The organism is Pseudomonas sp. MAFF 730105, from assembly GCF_055380705.1.
This window is the reverse complement of sequence record NZ_AP018438.1, coordinates 818,693-836,532: the sequence shown is the minus strand read 5'-3', so window position 1 is coordinate 836,532 and position 17,840 is coordinate 818,693. Positions and strand designations below refer to the sequence as shown.

Genomic DNA, 17,840 nt, shown 5'->3' with positions numbered 1-17,840 from the left:
GGTTGCGTATGCTGCCGCAAAAAACGGGTTTGATCATCGACCAAACCCAAACTTTAAGTTTCTATCGAGGATCGACGGTGTCCAATGCCCGGTTTGCCAAGAGTTGGCCCAGTTCGATCAACTGCTGCAGCCCCAAGGCAAAATGTCGCCGAGAACCTTCCAGCTCGAACGCCAGGTCACCGGCCATGACATTGGCGGAAGCCAGGGTTTCGCTGAGGTTGGCCAACAGGCTTTCGGCATCGACGCCATCCACGATGGTGAAGAGCTGGTCGGGGGATGGTTTCTCGTCGGATTGGGCGGGTTTGGGGTTCAGGTAGGAATCGATGACGCGTTCGGCATTGGCATCGGCGGCGATGTCCAGGTGCAGCGGTGGGATGGGTGGGTCTGGGATGAGTTTGTCCATGGAGTGCTCCTAACGTAAGTGGAAGCCGCCACGTTCGCTGCTAAACGAGTGGGTGGCAGCCGTGCGCAGGTTAGCAGACCGGTACGTTAGGAAACCGGCGCACCCGAGGATGCCCTGCGCACAGCCGCCATGAAGATTCGGACGTAAAACTGCCCGCACTCATGGTGATTGCCATGCGCCTAACGTAACTTCCGAGCTGCTAAACCCGACCGCTGAATGGCAGCGGTGGACAGAGACTAGGCACCGGAAACGGCAGGCGCAAGGGGTTGGGATTTTCTAGGAAATGTCCTGCAAGTCAATGGGAAAGGTCTTTATACAAAGTGTTTCGTTCTCTTGGCGTCGGCAATTTCATGCTAACCGCAAGCTGCCGACTCATACAGGCTTCTTAAATGCTCCAACTTCCTGATTCATTTTAGGAAAAAATGGATATTGCTTAGGTGCGCCCGCCGTTCTATCCTAGGCTAATCACCTGTATTTCTAACAGCAACTCCGTGAGCACGCCTCATATAAAAACAATACTCCTCCCCTGCATACATTAACACGCCTCTTTCCCACCAATTCTCGCCCTCATTTACCGATACGCCTGACTGCAATAGAGACTTAAATACTTCATCAAGACGGTCCAACTCTTCAAAAAAGCCTTTCAACTCATCCGCATTGGAGATTATCGAATCTTCCAACAACTGCTGCATTAAATGCCTTGATCTAATTTCATTTCTATATTCAGAGTAATTCCAGCCATAACCACCCTGGCACTCTTCAACAAAAAACCTCCACTTCTGAATCAAAGACATAAAAGTTTCATTACCAAACCCAAGCCTGCTCAAAACAGCAGAGCATAGTTCAAAGGCATCGGTATGAGTCATAGCTGACGCGAAGCAGCATTGCCGTCCGGCCTGAAGAAGGTGTTTATTTTTTCCATTCCGCATCACACCAAAACATCCAGTTGATGGTTCAAACCTAAGCATTCAAAAAGGGGACGGATTTATTTTTCACCTCATTGTCTAGTCCTGAAACAGGTGTAAACCTATTTCAGAACTAGACAGGATCCCTCAGGATCCGTACCCTTCTCCCTTTTTTTCATGCCCCATCCACGCCCACAATATTCCAACCTCTTGTTTTCATCTAGGAAAAAGTGGAGTTCCCTCAGGGACTGCCCCGCCCTCAAAATACTGCTGCAGTATATTTTACGTATTTGCATAATACGCATAAATATCCGCATCAGGCCAAAAATCATCATATGCAGTCAATACACTTATAAGAGCCTCACTACGAGGATCCTGCGAAGGGTTCATTCTTGAAACTACGAACTCTTTAATTTCTGACCACTGAAGCTCTCGCATGCAAAACGCTACCGCTTCAAATGGCGAATCATTCGATACCAAGATCATCTTAAACCTGCCAATAAAATCCGCCCTATACTCCGGATGCTTTTTCACAAACTTTAAAATATTCAATAAAGATTCTTCATAGGAGATTTCCAGCTCCTCATTAAAAGCAGCCATGGCGGCATCGCAAAGAATGTCGAATTGTTTAATAATTTCACTCATTTAGGCACCCATGCACCTGTTCTAGGGTTACTGACATCTGGAATCCAGACCTTTTCTATGTATTTCCCTGTCACATCAAACCCTTTTTGAGAGAAGGCGCTTTCCGCTGCGGCCTGAGCGGATGTGCCAGAGAAAAATCAAATAAATCCGTCCCATTTTCTAGACACGAGTTATGCTTACATCATTAATGGTTTGGGTTTCGCCAAGCTTCAATGCGGTATTAGCAGTTCCTTTTGCACCATCAGCCTTTTATGCGCTCTAAGAACTCATCCATTGCTAGTGGATCACGCTCCACAAGTTTTTCAATCAAATCTTCCGCTGCCCAATGCAGAATCATGTCCCCTCCCCCCATCCTTACAAAGGATGAGATCACTTGACAAAGAAGAGTCAAGAACATCGACTTCTCTATCGCTGAGTGCCATCAGGCCACCGTAGCCATCATAAGGAATGACCCAGTAAAAACGCTCGTTCTCTATCCAGTAAATCCCAAACACCTGTACAGGCTCTTCTCGCCCAATTTCTCGAATAATCATATCCACATCACTCAATAGTCCTACCTGGCTGCAGCACAGGGGGCAGCTGTTGCTGCGTAGTAATTTTCATATCGTATGCTTTACCGGTTACGGAGTTGTACTGGATGGTTATATTTTCTCCGCTAGGTAGACGGTGACTTACTTCCATTTTTCTCCATCCCTCACTCAAAAAAAAAGGGGACGGATTCTGAGGGATCCCCACAAATCTACTCCAAGGGTGAAACGGGGACAGACCACGATTAAAGACGAGCTGATTTCCAGCCAGCTCCTAATCGTGGCCCGTCCCTGAGGAGTTCCTCAAAGTGCTTGCTGTCGTGCGTCCATATCAAGCCTATTTTGGATTGCAACATTTTCTTAGCAAGCCCTGTTTGGCGTTTTATACGACTATTAAAAAGGGGACGGATTCCTCACTTATTAATTACCCCCTCCCCATCCCTGCCCACTCCCACCCGTTTAAAAGGAAAGCTATGAAAAAACTTTATCCCAGATAATTGACATCACATATTGCTTTGCATCTTCCTCACTATCCGCTGGATACACAACATAATCATCATTATCTAACAGCCTAACCCAAGATACAGAATCGTCTCTGTACAAAGACAGCAGTTCCTGCTCAATAATTAATTTCTGCTCTGGATCATCTAAAACCCGCCTCAAAGCGGCTTGAGCATCACACTCCTCTAAACCGACATCCACTGAAAAAATCGATCTCAGAATATTTTCTATAAATGGGTAAGCCATTGAGTTCACCTCGACGGAAATATGGTAATTGTTTCCCAAGACTTGCTCAACGAATTAAATTCGTAAGTAGCCTGAACACTGCGCAAATTTGGCACCATATTAGGCGCACCTTGCAAATCCGGTTGTAATTTACTTCCGGCCAACCTCTCGAAGCCTCGCCCCAAGTCAACCCCCAAGTCACCAACATCGGATGGTTTTACCGTGACTATTGTAGCCCCTGGATTACTTTCTATCGCTGTCCGCAACGCTCCATTGTTACGAACAGCTTGATCCGCAAATACAAGCAGTTCATCAGAATTGAACGCAGACGACATGGGTGGAACAATTGTTTTCCCATTAACTATTTTTATATGACCGTCAGGTGCTTCGCCTGTCACGGCCCTATACATCAGCTGCTCGTCGGTCACTGCACCACCATGCCGTTCAAGAGAATGAGCGTTGGGATGACTGATAATAGGATCAAGATATTTTTGATCAATTATGCTTGGTTCTTTCGCCCCGCCACCCTTAACCCCCGAAACCAGGACCGAAGCCCCACTCCCATCCAGATACTTCCCCACCCCCTTGAGCAGCGCTATTTCCAACGCAGCCTTGGCGGCCTCGGTTCCATAATCACGAAGCGGGTTTACGTCACCTGGGTAGGTAGCACTGCTGAAAGACGCAAGAACCTTGCTTCCTTGAGTGTAGTCGTAGGGAGCAAACAGCTGTCCGGTGGCCTGCCACCCATCAACAAACGCCGCCGCGCCTCCTAAACCGGAGAAGGCTGGTATAGCGCAACCGACACCAGTGGCACAAGCTGGCGTACTGGCTATTGCACCGCCAAATCCCGCCGCGGCCCCTATTGCGCCGAGTACCGCGCGGCTCGCTAAAGCAGACTGCTTGGCTTCCTTATCATTAAGCAGCAGATCATCATTGACTCGATCCCAGCTCGAATATTCGTCGAAGGCACCGGTAGCGAAGAGCTTACCCTGAGCATCCTGGAAACCCTTCCCGTCCGCTTCAAGCGCTTTAACCTCTTGGTAGAGAGGATCATCCACAGGAACCGAAGCGGAGCAATGAACCAAAGCGCACGCAGCGGCTTTAAGTTCATACGCTTTTTCAGGTGATTCCTTTTGCAGCTTTTCAAGCGCTACTGTTTCTTTCTGGTGGAGCTGACGGTTGTATTCGTCAGCCATCAACGCAACCCATGAGGCTTTCTCGACGTCACCGCCAGCAAGTCCCGCGGCCGTTAAACCGACAACCTGGGAAAAGGCCTGTCGTAGATCAGGCTGTGTATCGAAGGTAGTGTTGAGAGCTTGAGCCATGGCTTGGCTGGCACCTGCCGCGATAGCGCCGGTCTTGAAGTCTCCACCCGTTGCGCTGGAAATCGCCCCTCCCGCCAATGCGTGCATGGCAGTACGAGCAATGCCACCCTCGGCCCACATGGCCATGCCAGTAACGTCACCTGAATTTTTCGCAGCCTGCCAATGGTCTTGCGCATAACCACCAACAAAGTTGAATGTTGTGGCAGCTGCGACGTTACCCGCCTGATAAATCAACCCGTCACCGAGGTTCTCGCCGAAACTCCCTCCATTGATGGCTGTTTTGATGACACCGCTCGCAACACCTTGAGCCCCGGCATGCAGTGCAAAACCACCAACGCCTTGAAGCGTATTTAAATCAAAACCTTTTGTGAGGTTATTGAACGGCACTGTATTACCACCAAGCGCGGGGTCGATGACGCCCTTGGTAAAACCGGCCGTGACCCCAGCAATGACATAGCCCTTCAGGCTTTCTGATGAAAAGACATCCTTGAAGGTCGCGCCTAAATCACCCTTGTTATTGATCGCGCTGACCGCCGTTTGCGCCACGGCAGCTGAAAAACTCGCTGTTGCAGCGGCCGATGCAGCAGCACCTACAGTCGCTGCCGTTGCAGCCGATGCACCTGCCGCCGCGGCCGCCCCGGAAGCTGCCGTGCCAGCAGATGCGCCTACTGTCGCCGCAGTTGCGGTACCGGCCGTCAGTACGGTAACGATGATAATAATCGCCAGCATCGCGCCCTGCCCCAGGCTCGAATGGCTGTACTTAAACGACTCGTGAGTTTCCTTGATCAACCGCCAATCCACATCGCCACGCTGCTCGGCCTCCTTGAGCCACGCCAGCTTCGGATCAGCCTTGACCATGGCGTCGATAGTTTGGCTGACGGTTTTCTGATTGATGTGCTTAACATCGATGTGCAAGCCGTCGGCGGCTTTGATTGCCAAGTTCCCATGAGCCTGTAACTGGCTCTGAATCAGGGTTTCGTCGGTGTGACCTTTACCCTTCATCGAGTTCCAAGCCAGGCTGGAATCGCTCTTTGTGTGGCTTTCCTGACTAAGGTTCTTGACGCCCTCAAAGGTAATCGAGCCGCCACTCTGCAATGTCAGGTCATTTCCACTTGTCAGTTTGGCCGCCTGATAACGCTGATCCCCCCACTGAGCAATATCAAATCGCCCCCGGCAGTGATCTCACTACCGATATGCTTTACATCGGTCACCTCGTCACGCTGCGTCTTCTTACTCCCCCATCCGCCCTTCTTCTTCATGTCATACAGCGAATAGTGGTAGTTCTGCGCAGCCAACAGCTCAAGCTTGCGCCCCGCCACCAGGTAGGCTTCCTTCTCAGCCTTCACCTTGCTGGACACCAGCGTCAGATCCTGTCCGGCACTCAGTGCAACGCGGCCCCCAGCAGTCACGGTCGAAGACACCTGATCGACGTGATCTTCCTGACGGGTGACCTTCTTACTCTTGCTGTAGGAGTGCTGTTCATCCGCCGCCGAAGCCAGGGTCAAGTTCCCTGCGGCGGCCATGGCGATGTCGCGTTTGGCATCGATCTGGCTGGCGACAACGTTGAGGTCGCGTCCGGCGTTGGCGGTCAGGTCGCGACCGGCCTCAAGGCTGGAGCCGTATTGCTTGATGTCTTCGTCGCGATGACGGCCGCGGGTGCCGCTGGTGATGCGTTCGGCGGCGACGAGATTGATATCGCGTTTGGCGTCGAGAATGGTGTCGTTGCCACTTTTCAGCACACCGCCAACGTTGTTGATGTCGCGCCCGGCGCCGACGGTGAGGTTGTTGGCGGCCTCGATACGGGCGGCGCTGTCGATGAAGTCGGTGCGCTCGGTGCGATAGCCGCTGCTGCTTTCGTGAGTGGTGACGGTGCGCTCGTTGATCACATCGCCAGTCAGGGCAACAACATTCACATCCCGGCCAGAAATAACCCCACCCGCCCGGTTAGTCAGATCATTACTCGCCAACGCATCCAGCCGATTCCCCGCCTCCAGCAACCCACTGTTCACCAGGCTGTCGTTAGCCGTGGCAACCAGATTATTGGACGCCCGCAACGTCCCGGCGTTGTTCAGGTTCTTACCGGCAATCAGCGTGACGTCGCTGCCCTGGATCAGCGCTCCATTCGGCGCCAGCCGATGGTTGGCGTTCGCCAGGTAAAGCACCGGCACCAGCACCTGTTGGCCGTTCACCGTCTGGTTTTCCATCCAGACGATGTCGTGGGTCAGCGCCGCGACCTGTTCGCCGGTCAGGCTTACGCCCAAGGACAGGTTGAGGACGTCCTTGCTGGCGATGGCGTTGTTCATCAGGTACTTGAACATGCCTTCATCGGAGGTCTGGCCGTCGAGGAAACGCTGGCCGGTGCGGGCGATGACGGCTTGCTGGATCAGGCGTTGTTCGTAGAAGCCGTCGCCCAGGCGCTTGGCCGCATCGTCGGGGTCGTAACCCAGGTTGGACAGCAGGTAATCCGAGCTCATGAACCGGCGCATGTCGGTCAGCGCCGGGTTGGTTTCGATCAGGTACTTTTGCGTGTTGGCCTGGAACGAGCGGTCCGGCAGGCCGCGCACTTGGTTCAGGCCGCTGCCTTGGGTCGGAGTGCCGGTGCCTTCGTTCAGGCGAAACAGGCCGTTCTGGCCGGTGGGCAGGTCGAAGCCGGGCAGGGTTACCGGGTTGACTTGCTGTTGGGCGAGGTCGGGGGAGAGCTGTTGGTTGACGGTGATGCGGGTTGAAAATCTCCCGTCGGCGCCGGTGTCGGTGCGCGGTCCGGCGCCGACGTAGTTGTAGCCACCCCGGATGACACTGTTGTTGGCGTTACTCTGGGTGCGGATATCGATTGCACCGCCGGACTGGATGATGGCGGCGTAGGTCTGGGTATCGTGGGACAGGGCCCGGCTGCTGCCGAATTGCAGTAGTTCGCGCTCGGTCGTGCCGATGAAACGGCTCATGTCAGCTTCCAGGCCGCCGAGGTTGGCAGGGTTGTAGCCGGGGCTCTGGAACCAGTACTTGTTGGTGAAATTATCGGCGAGGGTACGCCAGCCGCCAGGACTGCGCGTGCGCTCGGACACGAAGGTGCGCGAGGTTTCGGTGTCGTGGGTTTCGATGCCGATGTTGTTCAGGCTGACGAGGTTGGCGGTGAGGGCGCCGCCTGCGCCGATGGTACTGCTGCTATTGGTCAGGTCACCGGCCCGGATATTCAGGTTGCCGCCGGAGGTGATGCTGGAGGCCGCGCTGGCGGCGGTGACCTCGAACTTGTCACGCTGGATGATCTGCCAGACGTGGTTTTCCTTGCCGCCGCTGCAATCCCCGGCGTTGACGCCTTCGATGCAGGCGACTTCCCTGATCGACGCGGTGTAGATGCCGGCGTCGTTGGTGGTCAATAGGGTTCGCACGTTTTCAATCGTGCTGGCGGCCAGGTTCATGTTGCCGTCGCTTTGCAGCGAACCCGAGCTGTTGACGATGCTGGAGGCCTTCGTGCCCAGGCCGTCACGGTCGATGCTCAGGTTGCCCAGGCTGTAGATGTCGGCGTTGAGGTTGGTCAGGCTGTCGACCTTCAGGGCCATGTCGGCACCGCTGAAGATCAGGCCGTTTTCGTTGTGCAGTGCACCGGTGCCAACGCTCAGCAACCCGGCGCTGCCCAGGGTGCCCTGGTTATTGATGCCCTGCGCCGTGACATTCATGCCCGCCGCCGAGGTCACGCGGCCACGGTTATTGAACAAGCCATCGGCATGCACGGTGGTTTCCCCGCCGCCGGCGACACTGGCGTTTTTCTCAAGATCGATCAGTGCGGCCTTGAGGCCCAAGGTGCCCACGCTACTCAAGCGGCCGTTGCCCACGTATTGGCCGGTGAGCTGGACATCGATCAGGCCATCGCTGCCGATCAGGCCGTCGTTGCGCCAGTCGATCCCGGAGCCATTGAAACTGTTGGCGCTGAGCAACTGGCCGGTGGCGGTCTGGGTCAGGTGATTGACGTTGACGGTCAGGTGTTCGGCCTGGATCGAGGTGCTGTTGGTCCAGCTGTCGGCATCGAGCACGAGGGTGCCGTAGGTCACCAGGCTGCCGCCGACTGCGCCCAATTGCGTGAGGTTCAGGCCGAATGCGCCGGCACCGATGTGGCGCAGCTTGCCGCTCTGGTTGTTCAGGCTGCCGAGGGTGAAGCCGACGTCGTTGCTGACGGTTTCCAGGGTGCCGTTGCTGTTGTCGAACAGGCCGCCGATGGAGAACACGGTGGTGCTGTTGCGGCCCAAAGTGCGCAGCTGGCCGTTGTGATTGACGAGGCTGGCGGCGAGGACATCCAGGCTGTTGTCGCCCTCGATGATGCCTTGGGTATTGTCCAGAATACCGTTGAGGTTGAGATCGATCTGCCTGGCACTGATCTGGCCGTGGCTGTTGTCCAGGTTCAGGGCGTCGACCTTCACCTTGCCGCTGGCATAGAGGCCGCCGTTGCTGTTGTCGAAACGGGCGCTGCCGGTATCGAGCACGGCATCCCCAGCCTGCGCCGCGATGCGTCCGCCGTCGTTGAACAGCCCGGCGAGGGCTTCGAGGGTCAGGCCTTTCGCCTGGATCGTGCCGCCCTGGCCATTCAGGTCATGGCCGTTTTTCAGCACGCCGCTGACCTGCGCCTCCAGCGCAGCCTTGACGCTGGACAGCACACCGCCGCGGTTGTCCAGGTTGGTGGCGAAGACATTCAGGTTCGCGTCCTGGGCGATGATCGAGCCGGCCTGGTTATCGATATCGCCCGCAATGTCGACCTTCACCAATCCTTTGCCCTGCAGGGTGCCCTTGGCGTTGTCGAGGCTGGCGGCGGTCACCTTCAGCTCGGCGTTGCGGCTGGCAATCAGGCCATTGTTGCCGTTGTCGATTGCCCCTTTCGTGGCGGTCACGACCAGGTTGCCGTTGGCGGCGACGGTGCCCTTGTCGCGATTGCTCAGGCTCCCCGCCGTGAGGGTCATCAGGCCTTGGGTCGACAGTTCGCCGCCCTGGTTGTTGACCGCGCCGGTCGCGGTGATATCCAGCTGCTTGCCGGTCATCACCAGGCCGGTGAGGTTGTCCAGGCTACCGAGCACCAGCGTCGCGGTGTTCAGGCTCGACAGTTCACCGGCGTTGTTATCCAACTGGCCCGCCGTCACTTGCAAGACGTCCTGGCTATTGATCAGGCCGCCGCTGCCGTTGAGCACTTGATCGGCCTTAACGTTCACCTCGGTATTGCCCAGGATGCGGCCTTTGGCGCGGTTATCCACGACCTTGGCCGTGACGGTGGTCTTGCGCTGGCCGCTGAGCGTACCGCCCTGGTTGTTCAACGTATCGGTCGTGGTCACCGTCAGGTCGCGACTGGCAGCGACTGTTTTGCCGCTGTTGTTCAGTTGTTTGGCGGTGAGGGTGACGTCGCCGCTGGTATTGCGCGTGTTATCGGCGTTGACCCCAGCTTCGATGATCCCGTTGTTACGCAGGGTGCCGCCGCTGTCCAGGCGAATGCTGTCGCGGGCCACCAGGTTGTTCTGGCTCGTCAGGTCGCCCTGGGTTTTCACGGTCAACGCGGTGCCGGCGTAGACCGGTCCCTGGGCGTCGAGGCTGGCGGCGTTGACGTTGACGGCGCCGGCTGCTGCGGTCTGGGCCAGGCTCAGATGGCCGTTGGCGTCGAGCTGGATATCCCCGCCGCTGGCGATCAGCTTGCCGTCCAGCTTCACGCCGACACCGGCCTCGGTGCCCACCAGTTTAATCGCCCCGGCGTACATGCCGCCCAGGGCCGAGGAGTCGATCGCCAGTTGCGGCTTGGCGCTGCCGTCGTCGGCGCGGGCGGTGGCGTTGAGGGTCGCGGCGTCAACGTCGTTGCGACCGGCGACGATGGTCAGGTTCCTGGCCTGGATCTCGGCATTGATCCTGGCGCTGCGGGTGATGATTTCGAAGCGGTCGACGTTGTTGGCGTTGAGGCCCGCGCCTTCGACGGTGACGCTGCCCTGGTCGACCTGGTAGCTCCGGAGTTGGCCGTTTTCAATGACTGGTTTGCCGGTGGTCAGGGTCGCCTGCGGAGTGTTGATGAAACCGCAACCATTACAGGTGATGCCATAGGGGTTGGCGACGATGACGTGGGCCGACTGCCCCGCCACTTCGGTGTAGCCGCGCAACTGGCTGGGGCTGCCACCGTTGACTTCGTTGAGAATGACCCGGGCCGCCGTCCCCTTCAGATTAGGGTTGCCGAGGATGATCCCGCCCAGTTGCGTGGATTGAGCCGGGTTGGTGGCGTTATTGAGGATCACGCCGTTGCTGCCGACGTTGTAGTCCTTGAACTGGTTGTGGGACAGACCGCTGCCGTTGGGCTTGGCGATGTTGACGATGGGCACGCCGTTGCCTGCCTGGCCGAGGCTGGTGCCCGGTGCACTGACGACGATGCCGTCGGCCTGGGCCCACATCGGTTGCCAGAACATGACGTTGGCCAACAGGAACGCCAGGCCGCGCTTGGGCATGCCCCAGAACAGTTCTCGGGTTTTCAGGGCGGCAGAAGGTTGGCGGGCCAGCAAGGCGTATTGGCGGTCGTCCATGATCAGGTCTCGTTGCTACAGCATTTAAAAGGGCAGAATTTAATAAAGAGCTTCCACGCGGAAATAGATCGGCGCTTCGCGCTCGGTCAGGGCAGCCGGACGTTCCAGGGAGTGGGCGAAGGTGACGCTGGCGCTCAGGTGCTCGCCGCGGGCGAACAGCTCCACCGAGTTGCTCGACATGCGCCCGCTCGGTTCCTTGTTGTAGTGATTGCCGCGTATTACGCCCTGGTCATAGCCGAGGCTGGTGCCGTATTCGGCAAACACCGGACGCAGCCATTCCAGGGTCACCGGGCGGCTCCAGCGCAGGTCGTTGCGCCAATAGCCACCGCTGTCGCCGGCCAACGATTGGTCCTTGTAACCCCGTATCGAAGACTCCCCGCCCAGGCTTATGCGTTGCGGCGCGAACAGCGCATCCTCGCTGCGCTGGCCGGTCATCAGGCTGCTGAAACTGAAGGACTCGCCCCATAGCTGGAAGGGTTGCAGGTAGCTGACGGTGGCGGTGTATTTGCGGTAGCGCGCATTCGGCAGTCCGGGCTTCGGGTCATGGTCGCCCTGGGCATCGAAGGCGCCGATGCCTTGCTGCATGCCCAGGTCGAGGTTGACGAAGGCACTGCCGACCCGACGGCCGTGGTTGATACCGAACTGCGCCTCACTGATGCGATTGCTGCTATCGCTGAGCTTGCTGTCTTCGATGAAGTTATTGCTGCGCAGATACGCCAACCCGGTGTTGAGGGAGGTCTTGCTCATGGCATCGCGATGGATGACACGCTCGACCCGCAACTGATGGTTCTGGCTGTCGCCGCTCTGCTTGAAGTTGAAACCGTTGGCCGCGATCTGTGAGCGGTACTCGCTCTGGCTGTAGGTGTAGCTGACGTTCCACCAACCAAACGGCAGGTTGTAATAGAGCATGGCGTTTCGCGAGGTGTGCTGGTGATCGCTCATCGCGTCATGACCGCCGCGCAGCATCAACTGGTCAGCCAGGCCCAATGGACTGTCCCACTCGAAGCGGGTGCCCCACTGCTGCTCGCCGGTGCTGCGCTGGCCGTCGTTGCTGCGGGACAGCCCGGCGCGCCAGGGCTTCTGCGGAGCATTCTTGACCAGCACTTCACTGCCGCCGACGTTCTGGCCGGGGGTCAGTTCCATCTGCGCCTGGTTCGACGGCAGGCGATTGAGCTGGTCCACCATCTGCTCGATTTCCCGCAGATTGACCAGCTCGCCGGTCTTGCCGGGAAACGCCATGGCCAATTCGCGCTCCGACAGTTGGCTGTTCTCGGCGCCTTTCAAGCCTTCGAGCCGGCCCTCGACCACCAGCACTTGCAGGTGACCGCTGGACAGATCCTGCTGCGGCAAGTAGGCACGGCTGGTGACCAGGCCCTTTTCGATGTAGTGGTCGGTGATGACCTTGAGCAGTTCATTGAGCTGGGGCACGCCCAGGCATTGGCCGATGTAGGGCTTGAGCAGCCGCTCGCGTTCACGGGCCGAAAGGCTGTCGGCGCCCTTGAGTTCGATGGTCTTGATGGGGAAGCAACGGGTATCGGCCGGCGCGGTCGGCTGGGTCGGTTTCGCCTCCTGGCCGGGCAAGTCCTTGAGCTCTTCCAGACGGCGGCGCTGCTCTTCGAGCAAACGGTTCTGGCGCTCGCGGATCAGGTCGGTTTCACCGGGGGTGGGGGCGGCGTTAGCCAGAGTGAGCGGAGACAGGCACAGCAAAGCCAGGCACAACCTCGCCCAAAGGGCGGGTGAGAACATGTTCGATCCCTCGATACGGAAATGACAGCACGCTCGCGAGCTGACCGAAGACAGGTCTCCAGTGCTGTTTTCGAAGGTGCCAGTCGATCCAGGGCCTCGAAAACCGCTCACGCTGCTGATACGCAAAACCACGCGCATACCAGACTGTGCATATCGCTTTCGGTTCAAGGGGGAGGGAATTTTCTGTTAAAAAAAAGAGACGTGTCTCACAAGACGCGTCGTAAACCTCGACTGTAGCGGAGCCCCGCAAAGCATGGCTGCCGGCAGCCCAGCGGGAGCAAGCTCCCTCACCACGGAGTCGTCGGCCTGTTCCAGAGCGAGATCAGGCACCACCGAACCTGTGGGAACCAAGCTTGCTCGCGATAGCGCCGGTACATTCAATAGAGATGTTGACTGACACACCGTCATCGCGAGCAGGCTCGCTCCCACAAGGGATCCAGGGGCGACACATGGATTTTCATTCACAACAGATCGCTGTGGGAGCTGAGCTTGCTCGCGATGGCGCCGGTACATTCAATAGAGATGTTGACTGACACACCGTCATCGCGAGCAAGCTCGGCTCCCACAAGGGATCCAGGGCGACACACGGATTTTCGCTCACACAGATCGCTGTGGGAGCTGAGCTTGCTCGCGATGGCGCCGGTACATTCAACAGGGATGTTGACTGACACACCGTCATCGCGAGCAAGCTCGCTCCCACAAGGGATCCAGGGCGACACACGGATTTTCATTCACAACAGATCGCTGTGGGAGCCAAGCTTGCTCGCGATGGCACCGGTACATTCAACAGAGATGTGACTGACACACCGTCATCGCGAGCAGGCTCGCTCCCACAAGGGATCCAGGGCGTCACACGGATTTTCATTCACAACAGATTGCTGTGGGAGCTGAGCTTGCTCGCGATGGCGCCGGCACATTCAACAGAGATGTGACTGACACACCGTCATCGCGAGCAGGCTCGCTCCCACAAGGGATCCAGGGCGTCACACGGATTTTCATTCACAACAGATTGCTGTGGGAGCTGAGCTTGCTCGCGATGGCGCCGGTACATTCAACAGAGATGTGACTGACACACCGTCATCGCGAGCAGGCTCGCTCCCACAGGGAATTTCGGCAGGTCTGTACCAGGGAAAGGTCATGGCGAGAAATCGCATGAACTTTTCTTCACCCTACGCACACATTTGATTCGGTAAAGTCCCCTCGCTCATTCAAGAAACTAAGGTTTTAGCCCGCTCTCCCGCGGGCTTTTTTTTGCCCGCGATTCAGGCGTAGGACTGTGGTTCACCCAGCCCAGGCAAGCCTTCCGTATCCTGCAATGAAGCTTTGGTCGCTACCGGCTGTTCCAAGGCCACACGCCCATAGAAAGCCAACGCCATCAGCAAACAACTCAACCAGACGAAGATCCCTGCCCAAAATGTATGGGACATGTAGTGCCATCCCTGCAGGACTCGCGTTGTGCCATAGACAAACCCCAAGCCCAGGGCGCCATACATCAGCGCTTTCGAGTATCGCCAGCGGTAGCGGCGTGCGACGAAGTACAGCGCCAGCATGGTAAAGCCACCGGAAGCATGACCGCCGGGCCAGCAGCGACCGTCGCCGGCGACCTTCAGCAGGTCGAAGTTCTGGTACCACTCCTTGTGCTCGATCTTGCCCGCGTATTGGGTGGTTTCTACCGGGCAATACACGCTGGTATGTCCCTTGAGGTAATGGATTACCCCGGTACTGAGGGAAAATGCAAAGACCACATAGAGGAAATCACGACGGTGCTTGTAGGCAAAACGTAGCGGCGCGGCCAGCCGGGTTTTCTCCAGGAAACGCAGCAGTCCAGGGCGCTTCTCCGGCTTGAAGATCGGCCAGAGAAACGACAACAGCGCAGCGATGATGGCCGCCTCGCCGGTCCAGTTCGGAATGATCCTGGCCCATTTGTGGGTAATTTTTTCGAACAGCTTTACGTGTTCCAGGGGGAACAGCTGGTGCACGGGGTCATAGAACAGATCGCTGAAAGCAATGTCGATGCGGGTCATGTCGAACAGCAAGAACACCACGGCAGCGCAAACCAGGGGAATTCCGAGATTGAGCCCGTAGAAACGGGAGCGAGCAGACGTCAGCATGGGCGATCCTAACCGTGGGAAAAGTTACTTAAATGTCACCGAACGCCAGTCAGACGCTTCGATAAAACCGATTAACCGAGGCGCCTGTGGCTCAGCAGTGGAAACAAACAGCGACGCACCATAGCCAAACGTCGAGGTCGGTAGCTTGAGCGAGGTTTCCAATGCCTGCATGCATTCGCTATGGGTCACCAGGATCAGGTTGTGCCCGGCTACCTTGTGGGCCAAGGCATTGCGCAACAGGTCACGCCGGCAATTGATCAGCCAATCGTCGCCAGCGCTCACCTTGTTGAACATGTACCCCGCCGTCTGGGCCGTGCGGGTGGCCGGACTGTTGTAGATGTCGGTGTTGTCCAGGCCCAGGTGCTCGAACTGGGCACCAAGACTTACCGCGACGGCACGGGCCCGGTCAGTGATGCCAGCGGGATCGTTCAGACACTCAGCCTTGGAGTGATCGCAGCGCTCGACATGGCGCACCAGCACAATCACCTCCCCCTTGGCCCAGCCTTCGGCCAAGGTCCGGGCGCCGGCGACATTGCCATGGGCCAGGTCCGGCAACGCCGCCGGGCTCAGCAACCAGAGAGCCAATGGAATCACCAGCAATGCCGAGGCCAGGACGACGATGGCGTTTCGGTAGCGGGCGAACCGGCTGGTCTCGATCGAGCGCGTCAAGCCGAAAAAACTCAGTCTCAGTTCCACATCAAGCCGCCCCGACGGCATCCACCCCAGTCATTCAATGGCGTGACAGTAGAGACGGTGGCGTAGGCAGCTAGTGAAATGGATGTGAAAAAAAGCTTGGTACACGCGCCTGAAAATTCGGTGAATAGCTGGGTACCGGGGAAAAATCTTTCAGATATCAAGCCGGTGGCCGATACAGGCCTGCTCCCTATTTTGCTGGCTTAACAACAACAAACTTCCAGCCAACCGACGATCAAGCAGCACAACGTTCCTGGAGGAATTTGATGAATAGCTGGTTTGGCAACATTAGCGTCAATATGAAACTGGGCCTGGGCTTCGGCCTGGTGCTGCTCCTGACCTGCATCCTGGCCATGACCGGTTGGAACAGCCTGGGCGGGCTGATCGACCGCAGTAACTGGATGAGTGACATCACCCAGCTCAACGCCGGGCTGACCAAACTTCGGGTCACTCGCTTGCAATACATGCTGACCAACGGCGACGAGACGGCCGCACAGAATGTGCAAACCACCCTCGATGGCTTCGTGGCGCAACAGAACGCGCTGCTGAGCAGCTTCAAGAGCCCGGAAAACGTCAAGCTGCTCAAGGAGCAGAGCGCGACCATCGGCGCCTATCAGGCGTCCCTGAACAAAATGCGCAGCGCCTACCGCACCGGCAACACCGCCCGGGACGCCATGGGTGCCAACGCCGAAACCGCCTATAAACTGATCGAAGTGATCGGTACCGATGTAGCGCAAATGGCCCCGGGCGATGAACGCTTCGAACAGTTCCAGGCGATCACCCAGGCGAAGCAGGCATTCATGCTGGCTCGCTATGAAGTTCGTGGCTACACCGCCAACAGCAACGCCGATACGGAGCAGAAAGCCGTCGGCCAACTGGACGCCGCCATCGCTTCGCTCAAACCGCTGAACCTGCATTTCGCTAGCACCCGCCAAGATGAGCTGCGCCAGCTGGAAAACGCCCTGAGCCAATACCGCAGTGCCTTGCAGGCCTTCAAGTCAGCCACTGCCGACGCCGTGCAGGCGCGCAAGGAGATGACCGAGCAGGGCGCGACCATCGTCAACCTGAGCGACCAGCTGTATCAGATCCAGCTCGACCGCCGCGACGCCGAAAGCGCCCAGGCCCGCACGCTGCAACTGATCAGTACGTTGCTCGCCTTGCTGGTGGGCATCATTGCCGCTGTGATCATCACGCGACAGATTACCCGGCCGCTGAGCGAAACCTTGGCCGTGGTCGAACGCATTGCCAGCGGCGATCTGTCCCATAACATCATCGTCACCCGCCGCGATGAACTGGGCGTGCTGCAGCAGGGCATCGCTCGCATGGGCGTGACGTTGCGCGATCTCATCAGTGGCATCCGCGATGGCGTGACCCAGATCGCCAGCGCCGCCGAAGAGTTGTCCGCCGTCACCGAGCAGACCAGCGCCGGGGTCAACAACCAGAAAGTCGAGACCGATCAGGTCGCGACCGCCATGCACGAAATGACTGCCACCGTGCAGGAAGTGGCCCGCAACGCCGAGGAAGCTTCCCATGCCGCGGCCGCGGCGGACGGCGAAGCCCGCGCCGGCGATCAGGTGGTCAGCGAAGCCATCGCCCAGATCGAACGCCTCGCCAGCGAAGTGGTACGCTCCACCGACGCCATGACCGTGTTGCAACAGGAAAGTGACAAGATCGGCAGCGTCATGGATGTGATCAAGGCCGTGGCCGAACAGACCAACCTGCTGGCCCTCAACGCAGCGATCGAAGCGGCGCGCGCGGGTGAAGCCGGTCGCGGTTTTGCGGTCGTCGCCGACGAAGTCCGTGGCCTGGCCCAACGCACGCAGAAATCCACCGAGGAAATCGAAGGCCTGGTGGCCGGCCTGCAGAACGGCACCCAGCAAGTGGCGGCCGTGATGAACAACAGCCGCAGCCTCACCGACAGCAGCGTGGCCCTGACCCGCAAGGCCGGGGCGTCACTGGAGAATATCACCCGCACGGTGTCGAACATCCAGGCGATGAACCAGCAGATCGCTGCCGCGGCCGAGCAGCAAAGCGCCGTGGCCGAGGAAATCAGCCGCAGCATCATCAACGTGCGCGACGTATCCGAACAGACCGCCGCCGCCAGCGAAGAAACCGCTGCCTCCAGCGTTGAACTGGCGCGACTGGGCAATCAGTTGCAGATGATGGTCAGCCACTTCCGGGTTTGACCATGAAAAACGCCCGTTTCCGGTGGGAGACGGGCGTTCT

11 protein-coding genes are annotated in these 17,840 nt (G+C 57.8%); 1 reads left to right on the top strand and 10 read right to left on the bottom strand.

The features are described from left to right. Positions 1-61 precede the first annotated feature (61 nt). The 10 genes from PCOSP_RS03540 to pmrG form a co-directional block, all read right to left on the bottom strand. Positions 62-403 (bottom strand): DUF6124 family protein, encoded by a 342-nt coding sequence (locus PCOSP_RS03540; RefSeq protein WP_053194354.1) that lies wholly within the window; start codon positions 401-403, stop codon positions 62-64. A gap of 461 nt (positions 404-864) precedes the next feature. Further along, on the bottom strand, positions 865-1,269 hold the full coding sequence (locus tag PCOSP_RS03535) for a hypothetical protein (RefSeq protein ID WP_464710332.1): 405 nt from the start codon (positions 1,267-1,269) through the stop codon (positions 865-867). 321 nt (positions 1,270-1,590) lie between these two features. After that, a complete protein-coding gene (locus tag PCOSP_RS03530) occupies positions 1,591-1,953 on the bottom strand; it encodes a hypothetical protein (protein ID WP_464710330.1) in 363 nt (120 codons plus the stop codon). Between the two features lie 302 nt (positions 1,954-2,255). Further along, complete coding sequence (locus tag PCOSP_RS03525; protein ID WP_464710329.1) at positions 2,256-2,501, bottom strand: hypothetical protein; 246 nt, start codon at positions 2,499-2,501, stop codon at positions 2,256-2,258. 450 nt (positions 2,502-2,951) lie between these two features. Continuing rightward, entirely contained in the window at positions 2,952-3,227 is a 276-nt protein-coding gene (locus PCOSP_RS03520; RefSeq protein WP_464710328.1) for a hypothetical protein, read from the bottom strand. 5 nt (positions 3,228-3,232) lie between these two features. Next, positions 3,233-5,626 carry a DUF637 domain-containing protein gene (locus PCOSP_RS03515; protein WP_464710327.1) on the bottom strand — a complete coding sequence of 798 codons (2,394 nt, stop codon included), beginning with the start codon at positions 5,624-5,626 and terminating at the stop codon, positions 3,233-3,235. 20 nt (positions 5,627-5,646) lie between these two features. Beyond that, the gene (locus PCOSP_RS03510; RefSeq protein WP_464710326.1) at positions 5,647-11,064 is read right to left on the bottom strand and encodes a two-partner secretion domain-containing protein; all 5,418 of its coding nucleotides are present in this window, start codon (positions 11,062-11,064) and stop codon (positions 5,647-5,649) included. 39 nt (positions 11,065-11,103) lie between these two features. Then, a complete protein-coding gene (locus PCOSP_RS03505) occupies positions 11,104-12,810 on the bottom strand; it encodes a ShlB/FhaC/HecB family hemolysin secretion/activation protein (protein ID WP_464710325.1) in 1,707 nt (568 codons plus the stop codon). A 1,262-nt stretch (positions 12,811-14,072) separates the two neighbouring features. Next, a complete protein-coding gene (locus tag PCOSP_RS03500; RefSeq protein ID WP_464710324.1) occupies positions 14,073-14,921 on the bottom strand; it encodes a phosphatase PAP2 family protein in 849 nt (282 codons plus the stop codon). A gap of 24 nt (positions 14,922-14,945) precedes the next feature. After that, positions 14,946-15,617: a lipopolysaccharide core heptose(II)-phosphate phosphatase PmrG gene (gene pmrG / locus PCOSP_RS03495; protein WP_464710322.1), complete on the bottom strand. Its 672-nt coding sequence runs from the start codon at positions 15,615-15,617 to the stop codon at positions 14,946-14,948. 263 nt (positions 15,618-15,880) lie between these two features. Here pmrG and PCOSP_RS03490 point away from each other — a divergent pair, with 263 nt between their 5' ends. Further along, the gene (locus PCOSP_RS03490) at positions 15,881-17,800 is read left to right on the top strand and encodes a methyl-accepting chemotaxis protein (RefSeq protein WP_464710321.1); all 1,920 of its coding nucleotides are present in this window, start codon (positions 15,881-15,883) and stop codon (positions 17,798-17,800) included. The last annotated feature ends 40 nt before the right edge of the window (positions 17,801-17,840 follow it).

Bases quoted from the DNA above. Each gene is read 5' to 3' on its own strand.
- PCOSP_RS03540 (WP_053194354.1), bottom strand. From the start codon at position 403: ATGGACAAACTCATCCCAGACCCACCCATCCCACCGCTGCACCTGGAC.
- PCOSP_RS03535 (WP_464710332.1), bottom strand. From the start codon at position 1,269: ATGACTCATACCGATGCCTTTGAACTATGCTCTGCTGTTTTGAGCAGG.
- PCOSP_RS03530 (WP_464710330.1), bottom strand. From the start codon at position 1,953: ATGAGTGAAATTATTAAACAATTCGACATTCTTTGCGATGCCGCCATG.
- PCOSP_RS03520 (WP_464710328.1), bottom strand. From the start codon at position 3,227: ATGGCTTACCCATTTATAGAAAATATTCTGAGATCGATTTTTTCAGTG.
- PCOSP_RS03510 (WP_464710326.1), bottom strand. From the start codon at position 11,064: ATGGACGACCGCCAATACGCCTTGCTGGCCCGCCAACCTTCTGCCGCC.
- PCOSP_RS03505 (WP_464710325.1), bottom strand. From the start codon at position 12,810: ATGTTCTCACCCGCCCTTTGGGCGAGGTTGTGCCTGGCTTTGCTGTGC.
- PCOSP_RS03500 (WP_464710324.1), bottom strand. From the start codon at position 14,921: ATGCTGACGTCTGCTCGCTCCCGTTTCTACGGGCTCAATCTCGGAATT.
- PCOSP_RS03490 (WP_464710321.1), top strand. From the start codon at position 15,881: ATGAATAGCTGGTTTGGCAACATTAGCGTCAATATGAAACTGGGCCTG.